The organism is Shewanella sp. MR-4, assembly GCF_000014685.1.
GTDB lineage: Bacteria > Pseudomonadota > Gammaproteobacteria > Enterobacterales > Shewanellaceae > Shewanella.
The window spans coordinates 3,791,680-3,808,842 of record NC_008321.1 but is presented as its reverse complement, the minus strand read 5'-3'; the positions used below and the strand labels follow the sequence as shown (position 1 = coordinate 3,808,842).

At 47.5% G+C, this 17,163-nt stretch carries 15 protein-coding genes; 4 read left to right on the top strand and 11 right to left on the bottom strand.

Annotated features, from left to right (window positions below; genetic code table 11):
- Window positions 1-132: 132 nt before the first annotated feature.
- From SHEWMR4_RS16685 to SHEWMR4_RS16675, 3 genes are all read right to left on the bottom strand, one after another.
- Entirely contained in the window at window positions 133-597 is a 465-nt protein-coding gene (locus SHEWMR4_RS16685; protein WP_041408865.1) for a DUF1456 family protein, read from the bottom strand.
- A 151-nt stretch (window positions 598-748) separates the two neighbouring features.
- Window positions 749-2,035 (bottom strand): Nramp family divalent metal transporter, encoded by a 1,287-nt coding sequence (locus tag SHEWMR4_RS16680; RefSeq protein ID WP_011623928.1) that lies wholly within the window; start codon window positions 2,033-2,035, stop codon window positions 749-751.
- Window positions 2,036-2,118: 83 nt separating this feature from the next.
- Window positions 2,119-2,661, bottom strand: coding sequence for a PH domain-containing protein (locus SHEWMR4_RS16675; RefSeq protein ID WP_011623927.1), 543 nt, complete (start codon window positions 2,659-2,661; stop codon window positions 2,119-2,121).
- Between the two features lie 199 nt (window positions 2,662-2,860).
- On the opposite strand from SHEWMR4_RS16675, the gene SHEWMR4_RS16670 reads away from it, so the two are divergent.
- Both SHEWMR4_RS16670 and SHEWMR4_RS16665 read left to right on the top strand, forming a co-directional pair.
- On the top strand, window positions 2,861-5,446 hold the full coding sequence (locus SHEWMR4_RS16670; protein WP_011623926.1) for a TonB-dependent receptor: 2,586 nt from the start codon (window positions 2,861-2,863) through the stop codon (window positions 5,444-5,446).
- 119 nt (window positions 5,447-5,565) lie between these two features.
- Window positions 5,566-6,195 (top strand): glutathione S-transferase family protein, encoded by a 630-nt coding sequence (locus SHEWMR4_RS16665; RefSeq protein ID WP_011623925.1) that lies wholly within the window; start codon window positions 5,566-5,568, stop codon window positions 6,193-6,195.
- 71 nt (window positions 6,196-6,266) lie between these two features.
- On the opposite strand, the gene SHEWMR4_RS16660 is transcribed toward SHEWMR4_RS16665, so the two are convergent.
- From SHEWMR4_RS16660 to SHEWMR4_RS16645, 4 genes are all read right to left on the bottom strand, one after another.
- Window positions 6,267-6,767 (bottom strand): DUF4447 family protein, encoded by a 501-nt coding sequence (locus SHEWMR4_RS16660; protein ID WP_011623924.1) that lies wholly within the window; start codon window positions 6,765-6,767, stop codon window positions 6,267-6,269.
- Window positions 6,768-6,808: 41 nt separating this feature from the next.
- Entirely contained in the window at window positions 6,809-7,216 is a 408-nt protein-coding gene (locus tag SHEWMR4_RS16655; protein ID WP_011623923.1) for an SMI1/KNR4 family protein, read from the bottom strand.
- 248 nt (window positions 7,217-7,464) lie between these two features.
- Window positions 7,465-8,250: a RelA/SpoT domain-containing protein gene (locus tag SHEWMR4_RS16650; protein ID WP_011623922.1), complete on the bottom strand. Its 786-nt coding sequence runs from the start codon at window positions 8,248-8,250 to the stop codon at window positions 7,465-7,467.
- Window positions 8,251-8,447: 197 nt separating this feature from the next.
- Window positions 8,448-10,532, bottom strand: coding sequence for a M13 family metallopeptidase (locus SHEWMR4_RS16645; RefSeq protein ID WP_011623921.1), 2,085 nt, complete (start codon window positions 10,530-10,532; stop codon window positions 8,448-8,450).
- A gap of 338 nt (window positions 10,533-10,870) precedes the next feature.
- Between SHEWMR4_RS16645 and rsuA the strand changes: the two genes are divergently transcribed.
- Window positions 10,871-11,578 (top strand): 16S rRNA pseudouridine(516) synthase RsuA, encoded by a 708-nt coding sequence (gene rsuA, locus SHEWMR4_RS16640; RefSeq protein ID WP_011623920.1) that lies wholly within the window; start codon window positions 10,871-10,873, stop codon window positions 11,576-11,578.
- A gap of 85 nt (window positions 11,579-11,663) precedes the next feature.
- Here rsuA and SHEWMR4_RS16635 read toward each other — a convergent pair whose 3' ends face one another.
- Genes SHEWMR4_RS16635 through SHEWMR4_RS16625 form a run of 3 tightly spaced genes read right to left on the bottom strand, consistent with a single transcriptional unit; the run spans window position 11,664 to window position 13,725 of the window.
- Window positions 11,664-12,620 carry a DUF4097 family beta strand repeat-containing protein gene (locus SHEWMR4_RS16635; RefSeq protein ID WP_011623919.1) on the bottom strand — a complete coding sequence of 319 codons (957 nt, stop codon included), beginning with the start codon at window positions 12,618-12,620 and terminating at the stop codon, window positions 11,664-11,666.
- Window positions 12,617-13,192, bottom strand: coding sequence for a hypothetical protein (locus tag SHEWMR4_RS16630; RefSeq protein WP_011623918.1), 576 nt, complete (start codon window positions 13,190-13,192; stop codon window positions 12,617-12,619). The genes SHEWMR4_RS16635 and SHEWMR4_RS16630 overlap by 4 nt, the downstream gene beginning before the upstream one ends.
- Window positions 13,192-13,725, bottom strand: coding sequence for an RNA polymerase sigma factor (locus tag SHEWMR4_RS16625; protein ID WP_011623917.1), 534 nt, complete (start codon window positions 13,723-13,725; stop codon window positions 13,192-13,194). Before SHEWMR4_RS16625 ends, SHEWMR4_RS16630 begins: the two co-directional genes overlap by 1 nt.
- 400 nt (window positions 13,726-14,125) lie before the next feature.
- On the opposite strand from SHEWMR4_RS16625, the gene SHEWMR4_RS16620 reads away from it, so the two are divergent.
- Window positions 14,126-15,988: a methyl-accepting chemotaxis protein gene (locus SHEWMR4_RS16620; protein ID WP_011623916.1), complete on the top strand. Its 1,863-nt coding sequence runs from the start codon at window positions 14,126-14,128 to the stop codon at window positions 15,986-15,988.
- Window positions 15,989-16,173: 185 nt separating this feature from the next.
- Here SHEWMR4_RS16620 and SHEWMR4_RS16615 read toward each other — a convergent pair whose 3' ends face one another.
- The gene (locus tag SHEWMR4_RS16615; protein ID WP_011623915.1) at window positions 16,174-17,121 is read right to left on the bottom strand and encodes a ribose-phosphate pyrophosphokinase; all 948 of its coding nucleotides are present in this window, start codon (window positions 17,119-17,121) and stop codon (window positions 16,174-16,176) included.
- Window positions 17,122-17,163 lie beyond the last annotated feature (42 nt).

Sequence of the window (17,163 nt, the reverse complement as noted above, 5' to 3'; positions counted from 1 at the left end):
AATTGGTCTGTTTAAAACGTGCATCTGTTAATTGATTGTAAAAGCATTTGCCAAGCAAAAGCTTGTTTAACGGCGAGGTAAAAACAAAAAACGCAGCCTAGGCTGCGTTTGTGATTTTAAGCGGAAGAGGCATTAGACTCCGCGATATTTTAGTGATAGGCCACGGATAAAGTTACGCAGGATCTGATCGCCACAGGCCTTGAAGTTTTTATGATCTGGGTTGCGAAACAGCGCACTTAATTCAGACTTAGACATTTGTACTTCGGCTAGTGCTAAGGTGGCCACAATATCTTCTTCACGCATTTCTAGGGCTACACGTAACTTTTTGAAGATTAAGTTGTTGTTTAATTTTGAAACTGGTTTTGGGATTTCAGCCCCTTCGCGTAAACCACGTTTTTCGATGATAAGGCCATCTAAAAACTGACATAGGGTCGTGTCGTTACAGGCCTTATAGCCTTCTTCCTCTTCTTTGCGCAGTAGACTAATCATCTCTTCGGTTGTGACTTCTCTTCCAACTTTGGCAAAGATCTTAATCATTTTGGCATTGTTGAAATCAAACACGAAGCGCAAACGGCGCAAAATATCATTGTTAATCATGGTCATCTCTAGGCGCGGCTGCGCAGTCTGGTTTAAGAGCAGACATTATATACCCAAAGCTGAACAAAAGCAGGTAAGTCTATCTCACTGTTAAATACTCGCACCGTTAGTGTGAGTGAGGTGCTCTCCTACTTAGTGGCTGTGCGCTAGTTTAAGGCTGAATGACGAGATACCAATAAATAAAAAGCACTGCAAAAATAAGCAAATAGCTTAATCCTACCCAAGAGAGGCATTTCATTTTGGTGCCATAACGATGAGCCTCTGGCAGTTGGGTGCTAGTCATTAAGCGATAGTTTAGCCATGCAAAAACCACTGTAGTCATAAAGGCTAAAATCATCACAAATTCCAGCAGTGGCAGTAGGGCGCCCTTGAAAAACAGGATGAGCATTAACCCTAAGGTGCTTAAGATGAGCATGATGCCCGTCAGGCGTTTGTCCGATTGCGCGTCGGTTACTGTGGTTTTAGAGAGCAGTTGCCAGCCCATGTTCAAGGTTCGGCTATAGCCATCGATGACAGTGACAGTGGTGCTGAAAATACATAAAAACGCCACTATGCCAATCAAATAGCGGCTTTCACCACCCATGACTTGGCTATATAAGTTGATTAATTGGTTCGCAAATTTGGCGCCAGAGTCGGAAAAATGCTCACCACTGCCATGCATCACCAGCGCGCCTAAGGCCAAAAAGACCACGGCTAGCAGAGCGGTGACTAGATAACCTAAGTTGAAGTCTAAGATAGCTTGGGCGGGGGTAACGGGTGATGTCTTTTGTTTTTCCAATAACCACAGCGAATTCCATGCGCTGACTTCAATAGGTGCAGGCATCCAGCCCATCATGGCGACCAAGAATCCCACATGGGCCCACTGCCAAGGTGAGGGGGAGACAAACTGGCTTGCTAGCGGTTTTACATGATCTAATGCCAAGGCGACGGCGATTAATGTGGTGAGTGTCAGGGCAAACATGATGATCTTAGTCAGCCTGTCCAACAATGAATAGTGCCCTAAAATCAATAACAACAACGAACTTATCAGCACCAATAACGCCAACACATCAATAGGTAAGGGGATAAACTGGGTGAGCATGGCGGCGGTTAACATGCAAACCCCTGCGGTGCTGGCGATGGAAGCAATCACATTGAGGCCTGTGAATAACCACAGATAACCTCGGCCCTGTTTAAGATAACCATGCAGCAGGCTTTCCCCTGTGGCGGCGGTGTAACGCGCACCCGCGGCAAAGAAGGGGTATTTCAGCAAGTTTACTCCCAGAATCACCCAGGCGAGTTGCCAGCCAAATTCTGCGCCGGCGCGGGTGGATGACACTAAATGTGAAGCCCCAATCGCGGCGGCGGCCATTAATACACCGGGCCCCATGGCTTTTATGCCGAGGGTCAGTTGGGCTGTCCAATTCATGGAGAGAGGTTTTACTTGAGAAGTCGCCATAATACGCAGGGTGTTTCCTTATCCGTTGGAAATGGTTTGCTCGATACTGAGCTATCTAAGCGCTTAAGTCGCGTTGTTAACTGTTAAGAATTGTATTTTGAGGCGAGTAGGGCTTCGATGCGTTTTAAGCTTGCCGTCATTTCCACAAGTTGGGTCAACAGGACGTTATCCTCTGTGGGAGCGCTCGTCTCGCTGGTGGTATGTGCCTCACTTAAGCGTTCTTTTTGCTCCAAAATCTGCGCCCTAAAATCGGGGGCGTTGACTATACCAACCAGACTAATTAAAGCGCCTGCGCCCGATTGTCCTGCGGTTTCTACGGTGAGTTTATGTAATCCCATCAGGCGCATAATTGGCCCCTGAATGAGGGCGATATCGGTAATTTTATCTAAGGGAACCGTATTTTCTGTGCGAGTTAACATGCCTCTGCGCACGATCAGCTTTTTGCTAGTTAAGCGTGCGCTCATATTGCTGATGTAGCGGCGAGTTCCCCATAACCCAATAGGAAACCAAAGTAATAACAAGGGAATACCAACAATACTTAAGGTGAAGTAAGCGGCCCCTGAGAGTAACCAGTACAAACCTAAATTATCTTCAAATTGGGCTTCATGAATTGTTTGTTCTTGCATGTTCTTCCTCAACGCCAATGTTCCGTTTCGCTATCTTGAGAGATCTCAGCAGGAAAATACATGGTTTTTCTTGGTAACAAAAGTTTAACTTTTTGCAGTCCCCCATTGACTTTGTTTTACAACCGATTACCTTGGTTGTGTTAAAAATTAGTTTAATAAAAGTAAAATAAATTTAACAAATGAAGATTAGGGGATGTAAATGAAAAGACCTCAGATTCTACCCAGTGCTTGTGCTATCGCGATCGCAATGGCATTTGCCCCGAATATTAGCTATGCAGCCGATAACGGCGCTGACAAAGTTGAACGCATTGAAGTAACGGGCTCTCGTATTAAGCGCACTGATATCGAGGGACCGTCACCCATTCAATCCATTGGCAAAGAAGATATTGCCAACATGGGGTTTGACAACCTGCAACAGTTACTTGAACGTATGCCTGCCAACGGTGCTGGCGCTTTCTCTACCCGTGGGAACAGCCAAGACTCGACCGCAAACGGTGGTGCTTCAATCAGTTTGCGTGGCTTAGGCCCTGACGCCACTCTGGTATTGATTAACGGTCGCCGTGTTGCGGCAAGTGCCTTTGCTGAAGGTATCACTAACTCCTTCGTCGACATTAACAACATTCCGGTTTCAGCGATTGAACGCATTGATATTCTGAAAGATGGTGCGTCGGCGATTTATGGTTCCGATGCGATTGCGGGCGTAGTCAACATCGTCTTGAAAAAAGACATCGAAGGGATTGAGGTTAACTTAGGTTACGGCGATACCCCGGGTACGGGTTACGATGAAACCACGGCAAGTATCGTTTGGGGCGTGAAGTCCGAAAAGGGTAGTGCGTCGGTTATTCTCGATTATTTTAAAAACGATACCTTAGCGGCAACCGATTTGGGCCGTTTTGGCACAGCCGATCAAAGCCCTTACGGTGGTGAAGATTTCCGTTCCTCACGCGGTTTCCCCGGTTATTTTTATGTCGATGGTGTGAAGACAATCGATCCATCCTGTCCGCCCGATCGTGCAACGGCCAGCGGCAGCTGTTTATTTGACTATGGTCCATACAACTTAGTGATCCCTGAGGCTGAGCGTATTGGGGCTATTGGTCAATTCGATTACCATTTCAATGACGATTTAACCGCTTTCCTCGAGTTAGCCGCGCAACATAACTCTTCAATTGCGGGTGGTGCACCAACACCTTTGGATGAAGATGCGGCCTTAACTGTGCCAGGCACTCACCCAAATAATCCTTGGGGCAAAGATATCGAAATCGGTCGTTTCCGTACTGTGGATGCGGGCGCTCGCCGTTGGGATATCGAGTCCGACACCCTACGTTTAGTGGCGGGTTTACGTGGCACGATTAAAGAGTGGGATTGGGAAGCCTCGGTACAACGTGGCCGCAGTGAATCGACACAAACGGGCGATCGTACTCAAGGTTGGGTCAGAACCGATTACCTGCAAGCCGAGATCGATGCGGGTCGCTACAATCCTTTTGGCGGCACCATGAACTCGCAGGATGTGATCGATGCGATTACGACTAGCCTAGTTCGCCAAGGTTTATCGAGCATGACGTCATACGCGGCGAACATTTCTGGCCAAGCGTTCACACTGGCGGACCGCGATATTATGATGGCGGCGGGCGTGGAATACCGTGAAGAAAGCGTGAGCGACGTGCCGGATGAACAGTTCCAACGTGGGCTGATTTTCGGTACCGAAGCGGTTTCAGCTGCGGCCTCCCGTGACCAATACGCAGGTTATGTGGAGTTCTCTATTCCTGTCACGGATAACTTTGAGCTGCAACTCGCGGGTCGCTACGACCACTACAGCGATTTTGGTTCAACCACTAACCCTAAAGTGGCGTTCCAATGGGGCATCACCGATGAGCTGACGAGCCGTGGTTCTTGGTCAACGGGTTTCCGCGCGCCTTCATTAGCACAAATTGGTTTAGGCCCATCACGCGAAAGTAGCTTCTTTATCGATACTTATCGCTGCGCCGCCGATGGTGTGGATTGTGAAGCGCTCGACTACAACACTGAATTCCAGGGTAACTCTGAGTTGGATGCCGAAGAGTCAGAAACATGGAACCTTGGACTTATCTGGGCGCCAAGCCAGAAGTTTGATATCGGGTTCGATGTTTACAGCATCACTCAAGATAACAAGATCGATAAGCAGCCATTGGGTGATATCTACACCGCAAACTGTAACGATCAAAACAGCACAGTGTGTGAGCGTTTAGTACCGCAAGCGGGTCAAACCTTAGGTCCTATCAGCATTATTCACTCAAGCTTTATCAACTTAAGCTCGCAGGATGTGCAGGGTGTTGACCTGTCAACCCACTATGGTCTTGAGCTAGATAGCTTTGGTGATTTGAAGTTTGGCCTAGAGTACAGCTACTTACATAACTTCGAAAAAGACGGTCTCGATTACACTGGCGAGTACAAGTTCCCACAACATCGCTGGTTACTCACCACCAACTGGACCATGGATAACTTCGCCGCCAACGTAAACCTGAGTTACATCGGTGAGTTCGAAGATACTCCTGATATCGACTTTGACGGTGTGTTAGACTTCGAAACGAACAAGTCTCGTATGGTTGATGCTCAGTTATTAGTCGATATGTCAGGTAGTTACCGTTTCAACGAGATGTTTAAGCTGACATTAGGCGTGAACAACCTATTCGATGAAGAGCCACCTTTTGCGATTGGTGACGGCGATACCGACCTCTATGGTTATGTGATTTCTGTACATAACCCAATGGGACGTTATATCTACACTAAACTGACCATGAACTTCTAATTGATCATTGGTTGCACTATTCGATAACGGCGCTTCGGCGCCGTTTTTTGTCTTTTACTCTGCAGCCACACAGTGTATCTTCCCTGTAGTTTATTAGTTATTACTAAAAGGACGTTAACATGATCACCTTATATGGCACACCACGCAGCCGAGCATTACGAGTCTCTTGGGTGTTAGAAGAGTTAGGCGCCGAATGGGCCTTTTCGTTTGTGGATATGAATAAGGGCGAGCACCGTAGCGCCGCTTTCTTAGCGCTCAATCCCTGCGGCAAAGTGCCAGTGTTAACCGATGATAATCTAGTTTTATCTGAGTCGGCGGCCATTTGCCTGTATCTGGCGGAGAAATTTGGCCAGTTGTTACCTGCGCCGGGCACTACTGCATCGGGTCTGCATCATCAATGGGTTAGCTTTATTATCACCGAACTCGAGCAGCCACTGTGGACAATGGGCAAACATAAATTTGCCCTCCCGGAAGCGCAGCGTCATCCTTCTATTATGCCCTGCGCTGTGTGGGAGTTTGATAAGGCGGCGGCCTTGGCCGAAGCTATGCTGCCCGATAGTGACTTTTTACTCGGCGACACCTTGTCGGTTGCCGATATCCTGCTTGCCCACACCCTCATTTGGGGCACTTTATTTGAGCAGCAGATCCCGCCTAAATTGGCGGCGTATCGAGATAGAGTAGCGGCGCGTCCTTCGCGTAAATCGGCACTCGCTAAAATGGAAGCCGTCGCCAACGCAGCGCAGGCTTAATTGGCACTAAGCGATAAAAAACAAAAGGGCAGAAGATTTACTTCTGCCCTTTTGCTTAAGTCGTTTAGCGTTTATAGCTGAGTCGCCGCCCATTTTGCGCGGCTTTCACGGCTTTCGCTTAACCCATTTTGCTCACGGAATGCCTTGTAGGCTTCGACATCGAGATTGACTAAGCTAACATCCACTTCTAGCACCAGTTTACATTCTTTCTTAATGCGCCATGCCGCCGTATTGTACAGCTCAGTCAACGGCAGCGAGCTTAAAAATTCAGGGTTATATTGGGTGTAAACGGCTTGGGTTGGATACACCACGAAGGCCAAGTGACGCTTAGGCTCTTTCTTAAATAAGGCTTCGATGCCGTCAGTGGTATTGAGCACTTGCATCTCGATAATATCGTCGAGATCTAACAGCTTCTTCTGCGCCAGTTCAGGGGCCTGTGTTTCAGCATTTTCCCATGCTAATACATCGGCTTCGCTGTGGTTGGTCAGTTGTCCTACTTGAGCCGCACTGAGGCTGAGTGATTGGCGTAAGTAGCTCATTTCGATGGCGTTCAAGCCAATATTTTTAGACATAATGCGGTTCTCAAGTTGATAAAAATAAAATCTCGGTAAAATCAGTATTTGTTTTTAAGCCAAATATCTTCGACCCATTCCCAGAAGGATTCCCAATAAGTATCGGTAAAGTCACCGTTTTGCCAGAAGTGAACTTGGCCATCCTGATCGATACAGTAAAAGTCATCGCCCAATTGGCAGATGGCGATTAAGTCCCTTGGCAAGCCAATTGACCAAGCATAGCAGGTGACTTCGGGTAAATAGGTGTGTGAATAGGGATCGGCTGCAGTCACAGGCTCAATCGCGCCATAAATCACATCACTGGCATGGAGTAGGTATTCCTTTAATTCCCGTGGCAGTGGGATCAAAATCTGTTCCTCAACCTCCACTAACTGCTCGAATGTCGGTAACTCGAGTGGCACAGGCACGGTTTCGCTGCGTTCTTGGAGTTGCTCAATAATGTCGTGCATGGAATTTCCTTAAGGGTCGCCTTATGGCGCGGGATTATATAGGGAAACAAGGCTGGATGCGAGGGAAGGGCTGTGAGCTTGTAGTAGGGATAGTTCGGCTTTAGTTTGCGTATTTGCAGCAGTGACGCTTTGGGCTAAGTCTGGTGTGGCTCCGTAAAAAAAGCGCTGGCATCTGTTTTCACAAATAGCCAGCGCAACAGTGGAAGTGGTACAGAGGTAAACGGTAAAGCGATTAAGCAAATGGGTGATTAAGCAACTGAGTTAGTGAGCAGCAATCCCTCATCGACGCGTTTATAGTTAAGCCAAGCTTTGTGATACAGCTTATGTGACTCTTGGCGCAGCTTAGCGATCTGCGCGGTTTCAAACTCACTTAACCCCCGTTGCTGTTTGATCGCGTTCGCCTCAATCTGTTGAACCTGTTCGTAAACCTTGTGTTCTGGGCCGCTTTTGATGTCGGCAATATCCTTAAGGTGTAATTGGACCTCGGCAATCATGCCGCTTTCGGGCAAACGTACCAGTAAGTTAAGGTCGCGATAACCTGAGGCTTTAGGTTCGGCGAAACGGTTTTTCTGTTTCACGACCTGAGCTTGCTCGCTTAAGGCGTAATAGCTTTGCATCAGCTCGGAGATACTGTTACTGACGATGCTGGCGCGGGCAAGGTCGGTGATCTGGCTTGCATCCCCATTAAATTTGGTGGCGACCTTCTCGGCGGCGCGTTGATAACTTTTTACGTCAGGCAAAATCACCTGCGCCTGTGAACTGGCAGCCACTGTCTGCAACAGGCTTGCGAGTTCATTTTGGGCCGCGTGGGCATTGGAATATAAGTTGTCTAAACAGGCCGAAGCTTGACGTGGGGTGTCGAAGGTTTGAGTGTTTAGCGCATAAAGACCATGCAGATCATGGCTTTGAGCCTGTCTTGCACTGTAATTACCGCGTTCGGCTCTGCTGTCATTGATATCTAAAGGATTGGCTACGCCTGTGCGGGTCGATAATAAGAGTAGAAAGATAAAAAAGGTACGAAATAACTTATTCATAACGGCCTACTTCCTTATGGGAGTGATACACATCACGGGAATACCATAGGCTGGAGTGGCTTAATTAAAGCTGAATCAATGATGAAGACTTGTTCATGTTTGGCTTAGGTTCACATTTTTCGTGCCTAAAAAAATGGCGCCGCTATTGTGAGCGGCGCCATTGGGTTTATTTACTACTGTCTTGAATTAATTTGGGATTACCAAATTTTCACGCGTTTCTCTGGCGCGATATACATAGCATCACCTGGTTTCACATCATAGGTAGTGTAGAACTCAGGCATGTTAGACAGTGCGCCCAGTGCTCGGAATTCTGCTGGTGAGTGTGGATCTGTCGCTACGCGGTTACGCAGGGCTTCTTCTTTGGCTTTTGCACGCCAAATTTGCGTGAAGCCGATGAAGAAACGTTGGTCGCCAGTCAGACCGTCAATAACCGGTGCTTCTTTACCATTGAGCGACTTTTTGTACGCACGGTAAGCGATAGTCACGCCCGATAAGTCACCGATGTTTTCGCCTAAGGTCAGGCTGCCGTTCACGTGCAGATCGTCAAACACATAGTAACCATCGTATTGTGCGATCAGCGCTTTACCACGGGCAGAGAATTCTTCTAAGTCTTTCTCTGTCCACCAGTCACGCATATTGCCTTCGCCGTCGAACTTAGCGCCTTGGTCATCGAAACCATGGCCCATTTCGTGACCGATAACCGCACCGATACCACCGTAGTTGACGGCATCATCCGCTTCCATGTTGAAGAAAGGTGGTTGCAGAATTGCAGCAGGGAACACGATTTCGTTCATGGTTGGGTTGTAGTAGGCGTTAACCGTTTGTGGGGTCATGTGCCACTCGTCTTTATCGATTGGCGCGCCTAACTTAGCCAGTGATTTAGCGTGCTCAACTTCGCTTGCGCGAACCGCGTTACCAATCAAATCATCGGCTTTAATGGTCAGCTTGCTGTAATCTTCCCACTTGTTTGGATAACCAATTTTCGGGTTGAATTTCGCTAATTTTTCGGCAGCAGCTTGCTTAGTTGTATCGCTCATCCAAGTCAGATCTTTGATGCTGTCGCCGTAGGCGCCGCGCAGGTTTTCAACCAATGCTTGCATGCGCTCTTTGGCTTCTGGTGCGAAGTGACGCTTCACGTACACTTTACCCACCACTTCACCTAATACGCCGTTGACTGCCGCAACACCGCGCTTCCAACGTGGCTCTTGTTCTTCTTGACCGTTTAGGGTTTTAGAGAAGAAAGCAAAGTTCTCGTTGTCTAACTCTTCGCTCAAGTTGCTTGCCGCATGGGTCAGCACTTGCCATTGCATGTAGGTTTTCCAAGTTGCCAGATCGGTCGTTTTGAGGACTTCGTTCAGGCCTTGGATATAGCTCGGTTGGTTAACGATAATGTCGGTTTGCTTGTCAGCACCTAATGTCGTTAAGTAGCCAGTCCAGTCGATATCTGGCGCTAAGCTTGGCAGATCTTTCACTTGGTACAGGTTGTAGGTCTTAGTGCTGTCGCGTGTTTCAACCACATCCCAATGTTTAGAGGCAATCGCAGTTTCGAGTGCGAGGATTGACTCAGCGCTGGCTTTTGGATTGGCAAGACCGGCCAGAGTGAACATTTTTTCAATATGGGCAAGGTAAGCCTTACGGATATTGACGAAGCGCTCTGCTTCGTTGAAGTAGTAATCTTTTTCCGGCAGGCTTAAACCGTACTGCCACAGGTGAGTCGCGTAACGGCTAGAGTTTTTCGCATCGATATCGATGTAGAAGGCGATAGGTGTACCCGCACCCATGATTTGACTGTGGGCGAAGTATTTCACCAGCTCGTTTTTGTCTTTTAAGGCGTTGATGGCATCAAACTCGCCTTTCAGTGGCGTCACGCCCAGTTTGTTTAGCGTTGCTGTGTCCATAAATGAACGGTAAAGATCAGCCACTTTTTGCTCGTCAGTGCCTACGGCCAGATTTGGCGTAGCAGCAACTTCTTCGATAATGGCTTTAACGTCATCACGGGATTTTTCACGCAGATCGTAGAAGGCACCAATGCTAGTGCGATCGGCTGGGATCTCGGCTTTCTTCAGCCAAGCGCCGTTAACATATTCATAGAAGTCGTCCTGTGGACGCACAGACTTATCGAAGTTTTCAAATTCGATACCTGAACCTAATGCTTTAGTTACAGCGGCAGCAGTGGCGGTTTTAGTGGTTTCTGGCGCTTTAACTTCAGCGGGTTTGTCATTACAGGCAGTGAGGCCCGCGATGAGTGAGGCACACAGTCCCCCAATGAGTACTTTTCTCATGTCGTTTCCTTCGAATTTGTTATTGTGCCCATCTCTGGGTCTGTTTGGCTGTAAAATGGGATTGCTTCAGGCGCAACGCTACGTATGTTAATGCTTTAGTGGGAATCTAAACAAGGTGATTACACTTTTTCAGCCGGATTTATTATCCATCAGTTGTAACTAAAAATTACCATGGTTGAATTTGGCCTAAAAACCGCCAAACATACCGTACGCAAGCTCTGACAAGTTAGTAAGCACTTAGGTTTACGCGCGGCCACCAATAGCTTCTCTGAGTATTTTCATTGGCTAGGCTTTGCCCTTTCGTCCGTTGGGCCCCATAATACGGCGGTTTTCATTTATTGAAGTTGAGTCGTCCAGTGCGTTTAGATAAATTTATCTGTGAAAGTACCTCGCTTACCCGTTCTTTAGCGAAAAAAGCCTTACACCGTGGTGAGATTACCTGTGACGGTATTGTGGTCAAAGACTCTGGCTTTAAAGTGCTTGAGGGGATGCAAGTATGCCTCGAAGGTGAGCCTATCTCCCTCGTCGGAGAGCGTTACCTGATGCTTAATAAGCCCGTGGATACGATTTGCTCGACTATCGATGAAGCCTATCCATCGGTATTGAGTCTGCTGGATATCGAAAAGCCAGAAACTTTACACATTGCTGGCCGTTTAGATGCCGATACTACGGGCCTTGTGTTGATCACCAGCGATGGCCAATGGTCGCATCGGATCACCTCGCCGAAAAAAGACTGTGGCAAGCGTTACTTAGTGACGTTAGCCGATCCTGTGGATGGGAGTTTGGTAGGCATATTTGCCGCCGGAGTGGAACTGAGAAATGAAGATGGCCTGACAAAGCCCGCGGTGCTTGAAATCATCGAGCCACAGTTGGTGCGTTTAACCATTACCGAAGGTAAATATCATCAAGTTAAGCGGATGTTTGCTGCCGTGGGCAATCATGTGGTTGGCTTACACCGTGAAAGCATTGGCAGAATTGAATTAGACTCAGATCTTGCCCCTGGTGAATGGCGCTATCTGACGAGTGAGGAAATCGCCTCGATTTAAACTCATTTGGGTTAAAAAAATGCCGCTCTCATGGAGCGGCATTTTTATTGCTATTTATACTGCTACTAGTGCTATCTGATAAAGACTATTGTTTTTTCAGGATAAGATTACCGCTAATAGTGTCCATCTTCACACTGGCGCTACCAGAACCCGTTTGGAAGCTTAAGGATTCATTCGGCACGTATTTTTGTCTTTGTGGCACATCTTGGGTCAAACCGTTTTTGATTTTGCCGCCTGGACCACCATTGAGGTCGAAATCGGCATCGGGCGTATCGGCAAACGTCACCATAATATCGCCACTCACGCTTTCCAGATTGGCTTTATCGAAGCTTTTTGCCAGTGACACTTGAGTATCACCACTCACGGTGCGGACATTGACTTCTTTAGCGACGTTAAAGTCGCCGTTTACTTCCCCTGAAACCTGTTCGACTTTCACTTTATCGGCTAAGGTTTGGCTGTCGAGATCGCCGCTCACTAAACGATATTTGATTTCGCCTTTGCTTTGGCTGTCTTTAATCTCACCGGAGACGGTATCTAACATTACTTTACCTGCTAACCCCTTAGTGGTGATATCGCCAGACACAGTGTGCAATGTTGGGTTGCCATCCAGCGCCTCGGCGGTGATATTCCCGCTGACGGTATTGAGATCGAGCTCGCCTTGAGTCTGGCTGATTTGCAGATTGGCTGAAATCGTATCGGCGTTCAGTTTGACGGTTTTAGGCACCTTAATGGTGAGTTTTGAGCCGTTGTTGTCATTGCCGTTATAATGGCGTGGCATTTTATCTTCGATATTCAGATTGTTACCTTTCTGCTCAAACACAAAGCCTTCGCTCAGCTCATCGAGGGTGCCCGTCACGCTGACTTCATTTTTATCCCAGCTTTGAATTTGCACTTCGCCCCGTTGGACTTTGATTTGCAGCAGGGTATCGCTGCTTATTGGTAACTGCTTATCCACGCTTTCAGCGGCAAATACACTGCCCATAAGGCCAAGATAAAGCGTTGACACTAAGAGACTGGTTTTCGTGAGGGTAAAATGGCTCATATGCTATTTCCTTGTGTTGAGTTTTGAATCGGAAGTTTTTGGCCTTGCTGTAGCAAATCGAGTTCACGTTGTTGCACCCAAAGCCAGAGTTGCCAAAGTTGTTTGTCGGTTGGATTAGCCTGCAATGCTTGATAAATCTGCTCGCCGGCACGGCGTAATTCCGCTAAGCCTTGCTCTAGCGGCGCGCTAAAGCGACTGGCTTGCCAAGCGACAACCGTTGAGGTTTGTTCAAGGTTCGTCACTTGGGCCTGGTGAGTCTGGGCAATTTGGGTCAGCAAAGTGTGCAGCGCTTGCTCATCATCTGCCGGTTGGTTGGCGATTTGTTCAGGGAGCGACGTTTTTACCGGAGCTTGAGTGTAGAAACCGAAGAACACCGCCAGCACTACAGTTGCTGCAATGGCCCAATGTGCACTTGAATACCGCTTTGAATTATTAGCCGTTTGCGACGGCAATGGCTTATCCATACGTTTTTCGATGCCTTGCCAAAGATCCCGTTCGGGAGTTAATGCTTTGGGTGCATCATCAATCAATTGCTGGAGCTTGGCCTCGCGGGGATCATTAGATAAGGACATTACAGCATCTCCTGTAGTAATTGCTTGGCTCTGTGGTACTGGGTCTTACTGGTTCCCACGGCAATGCCAAGTAATTGCGCAATTTCTTCATGTTGATAACCTTCAATGGCGCAGAGCACAAACACGATACGCGCCCGCTCTGGCAGTTTGAGGATCAACTTGTCTAACCCTTGATAATGTTCATCTGCGCTTGGGTGTTCATCGTCACTCTCCATCGGGATAAAACGCGCCCAAAACGACTTCTGCTTGCGGATAAAGCTCAGCGCCTGATTCACACAGATGCTGTGTAACCAAGTGGAAAACTGACTCTCTCCCCTAAATTGTGGCAATTTCTGCCAGACCAGAATAAAGCACTCTTGGGTGATTTCTTCCGCCTGCGAGGCTTGGCCACTTAACCGCAGTGATAACGCATATACCCTTGGATGATGGCTTAAATACAGTTGCTTAAATGCGGCTCTATTGCCTTGGCTGGCCAAGGTGATGAGGTCAAATTCTGACATTGCATCGTTGAGTGGGAGTCTCCCTGCCGTCACTGTATTTTCCTGTCATCTAGGTGAATGGTTATTGATTGGACGCTATGAAAAGCCGAAAAGGTTTGTATCCAATAAAAAATAGTCGGTTTATTTTTTAAATATTGAGTAACTCTTTTGTTAGTTGTAGTAAAATTAGTTAGGTTTTTTGATGCTAACTTTTTGAAGTTATTAATTTTATACCAAATGGTATTCAGGCGTAATAGCTAAAAAGCGTGATTGCTCGCTCGCTATGTTAAGCACAAAGCTTGTATAGCTACCCATGGAGATAGTCAACAGAGGAGCATTGCTCGACCAGTGCACAATAAATAAAAGATAAACTTTGTATATCAGGGATATTTTGCTGTTAAAGGCCTAACTCCCAGCTATCTTTTTAAGAGATGTTATTTATTAGGGGCTTTATATGTTAATCCGCTCAAAGTTGTTACTCAGTGCCGCTGTATCCGTGACGGCCTTGATTGCCATGTTTGGATTGCAGCTTCATTCTAATTCGGTTGAGTCGGAACTCTCCCACGCCGCACAAACCGTTCTCGAGCTAGAGCGAGACGTATTGTTACTGCGTAAAAATGAAAAGGATTTCTTTGGTCGAAAAGACATTCAATATGTTGAAAAGCATAAAGAAGTACATGCAAAAATTGATGGTTTAGTCTCCAACCTTGAGAGTGTTTTTAAAAAATACCAAGTTTCTACTACGTCACTCGAAAGCTTTGATCGTAACCTAAATCAGTACCAGGCCGCCTTCAATGAAGTGGTGCAGCTTCAGCAAGAAATTGGTTTAACGCCTAAAACGGGTCTCTACGGCACCCTAAGAACGGCTGTGCATAATGTCGAGTCCATGCTGAAGGAATACGACCAGTTACCCCTCGAAGTCGCCATGTTGCAGTTACGCCGCAACGAAAAAGACTTTATGCTGCGCCGCGAGATGAGCTACGTTGAGACCTTCGACGCTAACATCGCCAAGTTCAACGCTAGCCTAAGGGTATCGAGTTTAGACACGGATACTCAAAATAAAATTGCGGCCTTAATTGAGCAATATCAAAAGGATTTTAAAAGCTTAGTCAACAAAGAGCAGCAGCTTGGACTCAGTGAAAAAGATGGCACCATGGCGAAATTGATCGCAGCCAATAAGTTGACCGAAGTCAGTGCTGACGAGCTGCATAATCTTGCGTTAAAAGCCATCGATGATACTCAAAGCAGCAGTGTGAATATCGGGATTTTGGTCTTTGTTATTATCGCCTTGATCCTTGCTGTGATTACCTACCTCATCATCCGCAGCATTATCACCCCGGTCGAGCGTATTACTCAGGTCATCTCGCGTATCGAAGTCAGTAAGGATTTAACCCTTAGATGCGATGCCTCAACCCAAGATGAATTGGGCGAAATTGCACAGCATTTCAATAGCATGGTGGGCAGTTTTCAGCAGCTTATCGAGCAGGTTATTGAGTCGGTTGCGACAATCAACACTTCCTGTAAGAGTGTGTCAGAGAACGCAATGCTCGCCTCTGAAGGCGTTGCCCAGCAGCTTAATGAAACCGATATGGTGGCGACGGCGATTACCGAAATGGGCGCGACCATTGATGAAATTGCTAAAACTACCGAGCTTGCGGCCCTCAAAGCGGGTAAAACCCATGAGAACGCCCAATTAGGGCAAACGGAGGTGGAGCAAACCATCCTTAAGATCAGACAACTGTCAGATCAGATTAACAGCAGCGCCTCTGTGGTGGATGAGCTCGAGCGTGACAGTGAAACCATTGGTAGCGTGCTCGATGTGATCCGTGGCATTGCGGAGCAAACCAACTTACTGGCACTCAATGCGGCGATTGAAGCGGCTCGCGCGGGTGAGCAAGGCCGTGGTTTTGCCGTGGTTGCCGACGAAGTACGCAGTCTGGCGATGCGAACTCAATCGTCGACACAGGAAATTGCCAACATTATTCAAACCTTGCAAAGCCGAACCCGCGCCATAGTGCAATTAATGGATGCGAGCCAAAAACAAGGCGCCGAGAGTGCCGAGCAGGCCGCAGCGGCAGGAGAGTTGCTGAAGCTTATCAATACCGATGTGCATAATATTATGGATATGAGTACACAGATTGCTGCAGCGATTGAAGAGCAGAGCATGGTTGCCGCCGAAGTGAATAAGAACGTGGTCGTTATCCGTGATATTGCTGAGGATTCTTCTCGGGCTGCCGATGCTAATGCGTCGGCTTCGGATGAACTTAAATCCCGCGCCGAATATCTGGTCAGTGCCGTGAGCCACTTTAAGATCTAGTCGCACTTTTATCTGTTAGAAACGCACCCTAGGGTGCGTTTTTTATGGCGAAGTTAAGCGCAGAGGTATGTCTTAGGTTGCTCGAGCGGGCTAAGTTCACGCGAATGGCTCTAAATGAAAACTGCGATAAACCCACAAACAAAAAACGCACCCTAAGGTGCGTTTTTTTATGCAAAGCGCCGAGATTAGTGGCTGAACATTGCAGAGATAGACTCTTCGTTGCTGACGCGGCGAATGGCTTCTGCCAATACGGCCGACATCGTCAGTTGAGTCACTTTAGCTACTTTAAGCATTTCAGGGCTTAAAGGTACGGTATCGGTCACGATCACTTCATCGATCACTGAGTTTTCGATATTTTCAGCCGCTTTGCCAGAGAATACTGGGTGAGTCGCGTAAGCAAATACGCGGTTTGCACCGTGTTCTTTTAAGGCTTCAGCCGCTTTACACAGAGTGCCGCCTGTGTCGATCATATCGTCAACGATAATGCAGTCACGGCCTTGAACGTCACCAATGATGTGCATCACTTGCGCTACGTTTGCCTGTGGACGACGCTTGTCGATAATGGCTAGATCAGAATCATCTAATAGTTTTGCCACTGCACGAGCGCGGACAACACCACCGATATCTGGAGAAACAACCACTGGGTTATCTAATTTCTTCGCCAGCATATCTTCGAGCAGCACAGGGCTACCGAACACGTTGTCTACTGGTACGTCGAAGAAGCCTTGAATTTGCTCTGCGTGTAAATCACAGGTCAGAACGCGGTCAACACCGACGCTTGACAGGAAGTCAGCAACCACTTTCGCAGTAATAGGTACACGTGCGCTACGTACGCGACGGTCTTGACGAGCATAACCAAAGTAAGGAATAACGGCAGTGATACGACCGGCTGATGCACGGCGTAGCGCGTCAACCATAACGATAAGTTCCATTAGGTTATCGTTGGTTGGGGCGCAGGTGGATTGGATGATAAACACATCGGCACCACGTACATTTTCGTTAATTTGGACACTGATTTCACCATCGCTGAAACGACCAACCACTGCGTCTCCGAGTTTACAAAATAGACGATCGGCTATCTTCTTAGCGAGACTGGGGGTGGCGTTCCCAGCAAAGAGCTTGATGTCGGGCACTGTATGAACCTCAGGCGTTTGCTTTATATTTTAGTGGCTAGA

What these genes read in the sequence shown, in the direction of transcription:
- SHEWMR4_RS16650 (WP_011623922.1), bottom strand. Translation starts at nt 8,250, where the DNA reads ATGAATAAGTTATTTCGTACCTTTTTTATCTTTCTACTCTTATTATCG.
- SHEWMR4_RS16660 (WP_011623924.1), bottom strand. Translation starts at nt 6,767, where the DNA reads ATGTCTAAAAATATTGGCTTGAACGCCATCGAAATGAGCTACTTACGC.
- SHEWMR4_RS16645 (WP_011623921.1), bottom strand. Translation starts at nt 10,532, where the DNA reads ATGAGAAAAGTACTCATTGGGGGACTGTGTGCCTCACTCATCGCGGGC.
- SHEWMR4_RS16665 (WP_011623925.1), top strand. Translation starts at nt 5,566, where the DNA reads ATGATCACCTTATATGGCACACCACGCAGCCGAGCATTACGAGTCTCT.
- SHEWMR4_RS16685 (WP_041408865.1), bottom strand. Translation starts at nt 597, where the DNA reads ATGATTAACAATGATATTTTGCGCCGTTTGCGCTTCGTGTTTGATTTC.
- SHEWMR4_RS16635 (WP_011623919.1), bottom strand. Translation starts at nt 12,620, where the DNA reads ATGAGCCATTTTACCCTCACGAAAACCAGTCTCTTAGTGTCAACGCTT.
- SHEWMR4_RS16675 (WP_011623927.1), bottom strand. Translation starts at nt 2,661, where the DNA reads ATGCAAGAACAAACAATTCATGAAGCCCAATTTGAAGATAATTTAGGT.
- SHEWMR4_RS16630 (WP_011623918.1), bottom strand. Translation starts at nt 13,192, where the DNA reads ATGTCCTTATCTAATGATCCCCGCGAGGCCAAGCTCCAGCAATTGATT.
- SHEWMR4_RS16670 (WP_011623926.1), top strand. Translation starts at nt 2,861, where the DNA reads ATGAAAAGACCTCAGATTCTACCCAGTGCTTGTGCTATCGCGATCGCA.
- SHEWMR4_RS16620 (WP_011623916.1), top strand. Translation starts at nt 14,126, where the DNA reads ATGTTAATCCGCTCAAAGTTGTTACTCAGTGCCGCTGTATCCGTGACG.
- SHEWMR4_RS16680 (WP_011623928.1), bottom strand. Translation starts at nt 2,035, where the DNA reads ATGGCGACTTCTCAAGTAAAACCTCTCTCCATGAATTGGACAGCCCAA.
- SHEWMR4_RS16655 (WP_011623923.1), bottom strand. Translation starts at nt 7,216, where the DNA reads ATGCACGACATTATTGAGCAACTCCAAGAACGCAGCGAAACCGTGCCT.